At 47.3% G+C, this 7359-nt stretch carries 8 protein-coding genes; 1 reads left to right on the forward strand and 7 read right to left on the reverse strand.

All coding sequences use genetic code 11. The features are described from left to right. The 3 genes from OB13_RS18815 to OB13_RS18825 all read right to left on the reverse strand — a co-directional run. Nucleotides 1–1078: sulfatase-like hydrolase/transferase (locus OB13_RS18815; RefSeq protein ID WP_461491726.1), on the reverse strand; the 1078-nt coding region annotated here is incomplete at its 3' end. A 457-nt stretch (nucleotides 1079–1535) separates the two neighbouring features. Next, nucleotides 1536–2258 carry an adenylate/guanylate cyclase domain-containing protein gene (locus OB13_RS18820; RefSeq protein ID WP_461491727.1) on the reverse strand — a complete coding sequence of 241 codons (723 nt, stop codon included), beginning with the start codon at nucleotides 2256–2258 and terminating at the stop codon, nucleotides 1536–1538. A 476-nt stretch (nucleotides 2259–2734) separates the two neighbouring features. Then, the gene (locus OB13_RS18825) at nucleotides 2735–3319 is read right to left on the reverse strand and encodes a flavodoxin family protein (RefSeq protein WP_461491728.1); all 585 of its coding nucleotides are present in this window, start codon (nucleotides 3317–3319) and stop codon (nucleotides 2735–2737) included. Between the two features lie 22 nt (nucleotides 3320–3341). Between OB13_RS18825 and OB13_RS18830 the strand changes: the two genes are divergently transcribed. Next, nucleotides 3342–3566, forward strand: a complete 225-nt coding sequence (locus OB13_RS18830; RefSeq protein WP_461491729.1) for a hypothetical protein — start codon at nucleotides 3342–3344, stop codon at nucleotides 3564–3566. 80 nt (nucleotides 3567–3646) lie between these two features. Here OB13_RS18830 and OB13_RS18835 read toward each other — a convergent pair whose 3' ends face one another. The 4 genes from OB13_RS18835 to OB13_RS18850 all read right to left on the reverse strand — a co-directional run bounded on the left by OB13_RS18835 (nucleotide 3647) and on the right by OB13_RS18850 (nucleotide 7283). Beyond that, nucleotides 3647–4633 carry an aldo/keto reductase gene (locus tag OB13_RS18835; RefSeq protein ID WP_461491730.1) on the reverse strand — a complete coding sequence of 329 codons (987 nt, stop codon included), beginning with the start codon at nucleotides 4631–4633 and terminating at the stop codon, nucleotides 3647–3649. A 118-nt stretch (nucleotides 4634–4751) separates the two neighbouring features. Then, a complete protein-coding gene (locus OB13_RS18840) occupies nucleotides 4752–5207 on the reverse strand; it encodes a cupin domain-containing protein (protein ID WP_461491731.1) in 456 nt (151 codons plus the stop codon). A 47-nt stretch (nucleotides 5208–5254) separates the two neighbouring features. Beyond that, the gene (locus OB13_RS18845; RefSeq protein WP_461491732.1) at nucleotides 5255–6412 is read right to left on the reverse strand and encodes an aldo/keto reductase; all 1158 of its coding nucleotides are present in this window, start codon (nucleotides 6410–6412) and stop codon (nucleotides 5255–5257) included. A 19-nt stretch (nucleotides 6413–6431) separates the two neighbouring features. After that, nucleotides 6432–7283 (reverse strand): aldo/keto reductase, encoded by an 852-nt coding sequence (locus OB13_RS18850; protein WP_461491733.1) that lies wholly within the window; start codon nucleotides 7281–7283, stop codon nucleotides 6432–6434. Nucleotides 7284–7359: the final 76 nt, after the last annotated feature.

Below are 7359 nucleotides of genomic sequence, written 5' to 3' on the forward strand. Positions count from 1 at the left end.
CTTTGGGGTTAGCACCGTTGTCACCGATCAGGATGATCAAGGTATTTTCCAGCTTGCCAGCTTTTTGCAGGGCATCCAGCACGCGACCGATGTTCAGGTCCATGATCTCCAGCATGGTAGCGTAGAGTTCCATCCGGCGGGCTTCCACTTTTTTCTCCTGCGCTGAGAGCTCGTTCCACTTTTTATATTCCCCCGAACCCGGGTTCATCGGAAGATCTTTGGGAATCAGGCCAAGCTTTTTCATGTTGTCCATCCGCACCTGGCGAATGTGGTCATAGCCTTTGTCGTAAGCGCCCTTGTACTTATCCATCCATTTGTCAGGCACATGCAGCGGGTCGTGGGGCGCCGTGAAAGCCAGGTAGCCGAAGAATGGCGCATCGTCTTTCTGTTCAGTGATGTATTGGATCATTCTGTCGGCGTAGTAGTCGGAAGAGTAAAAATCATCCGGAAGCTTTTTCACCAGCACGCTGTCATCGTAGTACACGGTGTGTATTACTTCTTCAGGGCCCAGTGGAAACATATTGTTGAAATGGCTGACTCCCCCACCAAGGAAGGTAAAGCTACGCTCAAAGCCTTCCTCAAACGGGCGTCTGCCTTTTTCATGCCCCAGGTGCCACTTGCCGGTCATGTAGGTATGGTAGCCGTTTTCCCGCAACACTTCCGGAATGGTCATGACCCGGTCGTTCAGATACCCCTCATAGCCAGGCTGCATGTACTGGTTGGCTGCCTGAAATGGAGGCATGGAGCCAATGCCGCTGATATGGTTGTCCATACCGGACATAAACATGGCCCGGGAGGGAGCGCAGAGCGGCGTGGTATAGCAATGCTGCACAATCAACCCGTTGTCGGCCAAGCGCTGTACATTGGGTGTGCGGATCTCCCCTCCGAACGGCGACAGGTCCGAGTACCCCAGGTCGTCCACTACGATCAGGAGAATGTTCGGTCTGTTCTGTTTAGTAGATGTATTGGTAGTTGTTTTGGCTTCTTTTTCTTCTTTTGTTTTACGGTTTCCACAGGAACAAATGGTGAAGAGGAATCCTACACAAAGCAGATAGAGCAGAAAGTATGCTTTTTTCATACCCTTCGTTCATTTTATACTTTCAACTGGATGGTCTGGGGCATCAAGGTATGAAGCAAAATATCCATCAAGTGCAAACAGATGAGCACCTTGCTTTCCGAGAGTAGCAAAAGGATGATTTAACTCAGCTGCATCGTCATAAAGAAGATTCCGCTGAAGAACAGGGTGTTGTTCACTGCTTGAAGCAGTTTATGAAAGAAGGCAGATCAAGTTTCTAAATACGCATTTTAATGTGCGTAACAGACATCTTTACGATTTTAAATTCACCTCGATCATCGAGATCAAAAAGTATGTTGCAGCTATGCAGCTACAGCAGACAAAGCCTTGGTACTTTTAAACTATATGTATGCAAGACAGAAGTTTACCTGAAGTCCAAGCTAAGCATATGCCTGACCAGGTTGTTTATTGTAAAGAGTGGCTGTTAGAGAGTAGATTTAAAGTTAAGCTGTGATTTCGGTTAGACAAGCACAAACGCAGCTACGGGGGTATTTATGCCCTTCAAGGTGAGCATTCTCTTTTGTGCATTCGGGAACTGATCTTTCACGTGGTCAAACACGTCCGGAGTTACCAGTATTTCGCCGGAGCCTGCGGCTCCTTGCAGCCTAGATGCAAGGTTGACAACAGGTCCTATCGCCGTAAAGTCCTTATAGGAAGTTCCAACTTCCCCCATCAAACATTGCCCGGTATGTATACCTATCCCAACGCCTAAGGCTTGTTCATCGATCAAGCCGATTTCGGCTTTAAAATTCTGACAGCTTTTTTGTAGCTCAAAAGCGGCATTCACAGCATTCTTTACATGCTCTTTCCTGGCTAAAGGAAAATTGAAGATGGCCAGGACAGCATCCCCTATGAACTTGTTGATGATCCCTTCATTTTCCCATACTGCTGCGGAACACTGGTCATAAAAACAGCTGAGCAGTTCATTCATCTTGGACGCCTCTACACGTTGGGATAAATCGGTATAGCCCCGGATATCAGCAAATAGAATGGTTGTTGAAATAGCTATTTGTTTATGCTTCTTGACCTTTGTGAACATGCTTTCGCAGATTGTGCAAAGGTTGGGATGCATCTGGCTCTTTTTAATGCCTAGCGGTATAAAAAGGAGCGATAAAGGACCACGTATGGCAATGGGAACGTGCATTTGTTCCCAGCAGCCCTGGCAAATCACCGTTTTCTTCATCTTCCCTTTCCCTCCTCTCTATTGAAGCATTACATGTAACTAATCATATTCCATCATTGAGTAGATTTGGAAGCGTTCTTTTTAATCTATACGGTATTAAGCCCTATTCCCGCTGATTATCGTAACATTGATCTCATTCTAACTTGAATCCAGTATACTGGCCATTTTCTTAGACAATAGGCACATGAGGATCTTGTCTTGGTATTTTGGCTGTCTTTTTTTCTGATAATACCCTACACCTTCTACATATCTTGGCCGGAGTTGATCTCCGTTCTTGGTTTCGGTAAATCGCCTCTGGCGGTATAGGCAGCAATGGTGATGAGTCCTTGTATTATGGGGCTAAACGGTCTTTATATAGCGCTAATTTGGTGTGCGGTTACACAAGAGAGCGTGCTACCTTTGATCAGCAACAATGTTATTGCCTTTATCTTACTAAACAATTTCATCGGTTGGTTTTACCTATTACTGATTAGCCTCTACTTTACTATTTGGATTTTTTGCAGCCACTTCTTCACTTCCGTTTCTGCTTCTTTCGCTCTTTCTCCCTTCATCACAAAGTAAATTCCGTCTCTTTCCACTCCTCCTTTGGTCGAGAAACCTCCCAATATGGTGCTGTTGGGGCATAGTTGTTTTACTGTCTTGAAACTGCTCCCGATTCCGTAGCCAGCATTTGTGTTGAAAGGTATAATGGTCTTCCCGCTTAGATCATACTGATTCAGAAAGCTTTTCATGGGTGGCGGCAACTGCATTCCCCACGTAGGAAAACCTATAAACACAACATCATACTTCTGCATGCTTTCAATTTTAGTTTTTAACGGGGGCAGGTATCCTGTTTCATTTTCTTCGGCTACCTGTTGCACCGTAGCCTGGTAATCATCCGGGTAGGGCTGATCCAGCTCAAGTGCAACCAAAGTGCCGCCCACCTGCTTATGTATGAGTTCGGCAATTGCCTTGGTGTTGTTAGTGCGCGACAGATACACAATCAGCACTTTATCAGGGGCTACAGTAGATGCAGCATTCGCATTGACAACATTCGTCCCGGATGAAAAACAAGCTGACATTACAAGGAAAAAGACTGACAGGATGTGTAGCATAAATGCACCTATTTTTAGCAGTGATGAAGACGGAGAATCAGATCTAAATGCCGCCTATACCTATACCTATACCTATACCTATACCTATGGCGTTAGAAGCCGGATGAATGACAGGGCGCCTAGTTTCCAGCTGCTGCCAACCTGCACATGCTCTTCGGTTACTACAACAGGATTGGTCATTTACATTGCCGCCGACAATGGCGAGCAGTTATGAAGCAGACCAACCCACTGCACGAGCCAATAATACTCAGGAGGACAATTGCATTCTCATCCTGAGTATTATTGGTTATCTGCCTAGCGGTCAATCGTTTTTTGCGACTGCGCGGAATAGCGCTCCCCCTGCACTTCGATCTTTGAAAGAGCGGCAGTAATTTCCTTTAGGTCATCAGCGCGAAGCGTAATGTTTACTGAACCAAGGTTTTCTTCTAAGCGGTGCAGTTTTGTTGTGCCCGGAATAGGAACAATCCACGGCTTTTGCGCCAGGAGCCAGGCAAGGGCTATTTGTGCAGCCGTGGCATTTTTTTCGTTTGCCATCTTGCCGAGCAAATCGACCAGGGCCTGGTTCGCTTTCCTGTTCTCTTCCGAAAAGCGGGGGACCGTATTGCGAAAATCATTCTTTTCGAAAGTTGTCTTCTCATCAATTTTGCCTGTCAGAAAACCCTTGCCAAGCGGACTAAAGGGTACAAAGCCAATCCCGAGTTCTCCCAGCGTAGGCAGTATTTCCTGTTCTGGCTCCCGCCACCAAAGAGAGTATTCGCTTTGCAGGGCAGTTACCGGTTGCACGGCATGTGCTTTGCGTATGTTTTGAACCCCAGCTTCTGAAAGCCCGAAGTGCTTCACTTTTCCCTCTTTGATCAATTCCTTCACGGTACCTGCCACCTCTTCTATGGGCACGTTGGGGTCTACCCGATGCTGATAGAATAGATCGATCACATCTGTTCTCAACCGCTTGAGCGAAGCCTCCGCTACTGCCCTGATATTTTCTGGGCGACTATCCGTACCTGTTGTAGTCCCGTTCTCCAGTTTGAAACCAAACTTGGTGGCAATGACGACCTGATCGCGGAACGGCTCCAACGCTTCGCCAAGCAATTCTTCGTTTGTGAAGGGGCCGTAGACTTCTGCCGTGTCAAAGAAAGTGACGCCACGATCAAATGCTGCCCGGATGAGCTCGATAGCGTCTTCTTTCTTTGTAACAAGCCCATACCCAAAACTCAGGCCCATGCATCCCAAACCAAGGGCCGATACTTCCAGCCCGCTCTTGCCTAATACTCTTCTTTGCATAGCTTTAATTTTTAAAGTGATAAATAATCTGATTGCTTCGCCTGATCACTTTACCAGGACTTTTCACGTTAACCGCAGTAGCTCACCTTGTCATTCAGGATCATAAAGGCTGCGAGGGCTATTTACTGCCAGCATATTCCTGATCGCTTAGCTTTTCCAACCATATCGTTTTTCCATGTTGAGCAGGTGTCGTAGACAGGTAGGTCACCCCACTTTTCTGTGTAGCGCCGTGCCAGTGCGCTACACCCGGAGCGCATTTCACTACATCTCCTTTACGCACAATTTGCCTGGGCTTCCCTTTTTCCTGGTAATAACCGGTACCGGCCGTGATCAAAAGTATTTGCCCTCCCGGATGCGAATGCCAGTTTAATCTGGCACCAGGGTCAAAGGTTGCCACCGTAATGCTGTAATTGAAGATGCTATCGGGCGCGCTTACCTCATGGAGCCAGACATTTCCCACATGATTTACATTCGGGGCTTTTTCACCTTTGGGGAAAATGGGAGCATCCTGTGCCACTGCCTGTCCAGACAGCGCGGTTAAGAAGACGAGGGGTAAATACAGTAGTTGTTTCATCGCTTTATGTTGTTCATCCACAATTCTTAAATTTTCTGATCTTCACACTACATATCTATTAGAACCGATTCAGGCTTTCTGACACCAACCAACTCAATCTTCTCGAAAGCATTGCGAAATTCCGTTAGCTCGTCAGGCGTAAATGTGATAGCCAATGCGCCAAGGTTCTCTTCCACGTGATGTAATTTAGTTGTTCCGGGAATTGGTACGATCCAAGGCTTTTGTGCCAACAGCCATGCAAGTGAAATCTGTGCAGGGGTTGCATTCTTTCTTCTTGCCCAAGCCCGCACCAGATTGAGAAGTGCCATATTAGTCCGAATGGCCTCAGGCTGCATATAAGGTATAGCAACAAACCGTGAATCCTCCGAAAAACGGCTGAACTCGTTAAATTTATCGCCCAGAAATCCACGGCAAACAGGTCCCCAGGGAACAAACCCAATGCCGAGTTCTTCGCAAGTGGGTAACACCTTGTTTTCAAGCACTCGCTCGACGAGTGAATATTCGCTTTGAACGGCGGTAACCGGCTGTATGGCGTGCGCCTTGCGAATGGTCTGCGGCGAAACCTCGGAGAGTCCGAAATGTAGTGCTTTCCCTTCGGCTATCAATTCTTTCACCGTTCCCGCCACGTCTTCAACCGGTACTGCGGGATCCACCCTGTGCAGATACAAAAGATCAATGCGATCCGTTTGAAGACGCTTGAGCATGCCTACCACGGCTTTGCGGATGTTTTCCGGGCGGGCGTCATTGCCTGCTCTTTGGCCATTCTCAAATCTGAAACCAAACTTACTTGCAAGGACCACCTGATCCCGAACGGGCTGAAGCGCTTCACCAACGTACACCTCGTTCGAGAACGGACCATACACTTCAGCAGTGTCAAAAAAGGTTACCCCTCGTTCCACAGCTCCACGGATAACGGCGACCATCTCATCTTTATCTCTGGGAGGATTATAGCTTCCGCTGGTCATGCTCATACAGCCCAACCCAATAGATGAAACTTCGAGAGAGCCTAATCTTCTCGTGTCAGATTTCACTAATTTCTTGTCAATAGTTTCATTCTTCGGGATGCTTTCGCTATTGCTGCAACCGTACGATGTAAGTGTAATTCCGGCAGCAGCCAGTGCTGATCTAGACAAAAAGCCACGCCGACTCACGCCCTTATCTTGTGGCTCCGATGCGTTTCCACTGTTTAGTTTTTCATTTTCCATCGCTACCTCTTTTAAAGCTTTATATGTCGACTCTGGTTTCGCCTATCCACTTCACCATGGCCGGATCACGATGGTCGAAGAAGAGGCTTGACTTCTGGTCCAGGGCAACGATGGCCTCCATGTCTTCCCGGCTTAGCTCAAAGTCGAAAATGTTGAAGTTTTCTTCCAAGCGTTCCTTGCGAACAGATTTAGGTATAGCCACTACGCCCCGTTGGGTGAGCCAGCGCAGCACCACCTGGGCAACTGTTTTATTGTATTTTTTCCCAATGGAGCTTAACAACTTGTTCCGGAACAGGTCGTTTTTGCCTTCCGCAAATGGTCCCCATGACTCGATCTGGATATGATGCTCCTGCAGGAACTGCTTCGTTTCGATCTGCTGGTTGAAAGGATGGGTCTCGATCTGGTTCACCGCTGGAACCACCTTGTTATGCACGATCAGGTCGATGACCCGGTCCGGATGGAAATTGCTGACGCCAATGGCTTTGATGCGGCCTGCCTGGTAAAATTCTTCCATGGCACGCCATGATCCGTGCACATCGCCATAGGGCTGGTGAATCAGGTATAGGTCCAGGTAGTCTACCTGGAGGCGCTTGAGTGATCTTTCAAATGCTCTTTTTGTATTTTCATAACCAGCATCCTGCACCCATACTTTGGTCGTGATGAAAAGCTCTTCTCTTGGAACATCGCTACTTTTGATGGCATTGCCTACAGCTTCTTCATTGAGGTATACAGCAGCGGTATCGATCAGCCGATAACCCGTTTGCAAGGCATCGTAAACACTTCTTTCACACTCCTCAGCGTCAGGGATTTGGAAAACACCAAACCCCAGGATGGGCATCTCTACGCCGTTATTTAATTTTACCTTTTGCATACTTTCATTCGTTTGACTATACAAAGGTCTTCTCTATTTTTCGCTTGGCTTGTATACAGATTACGGGTATACCTAC

This window comes from Pontibacter sp. HJ8 (assembly GCF_054824225.1).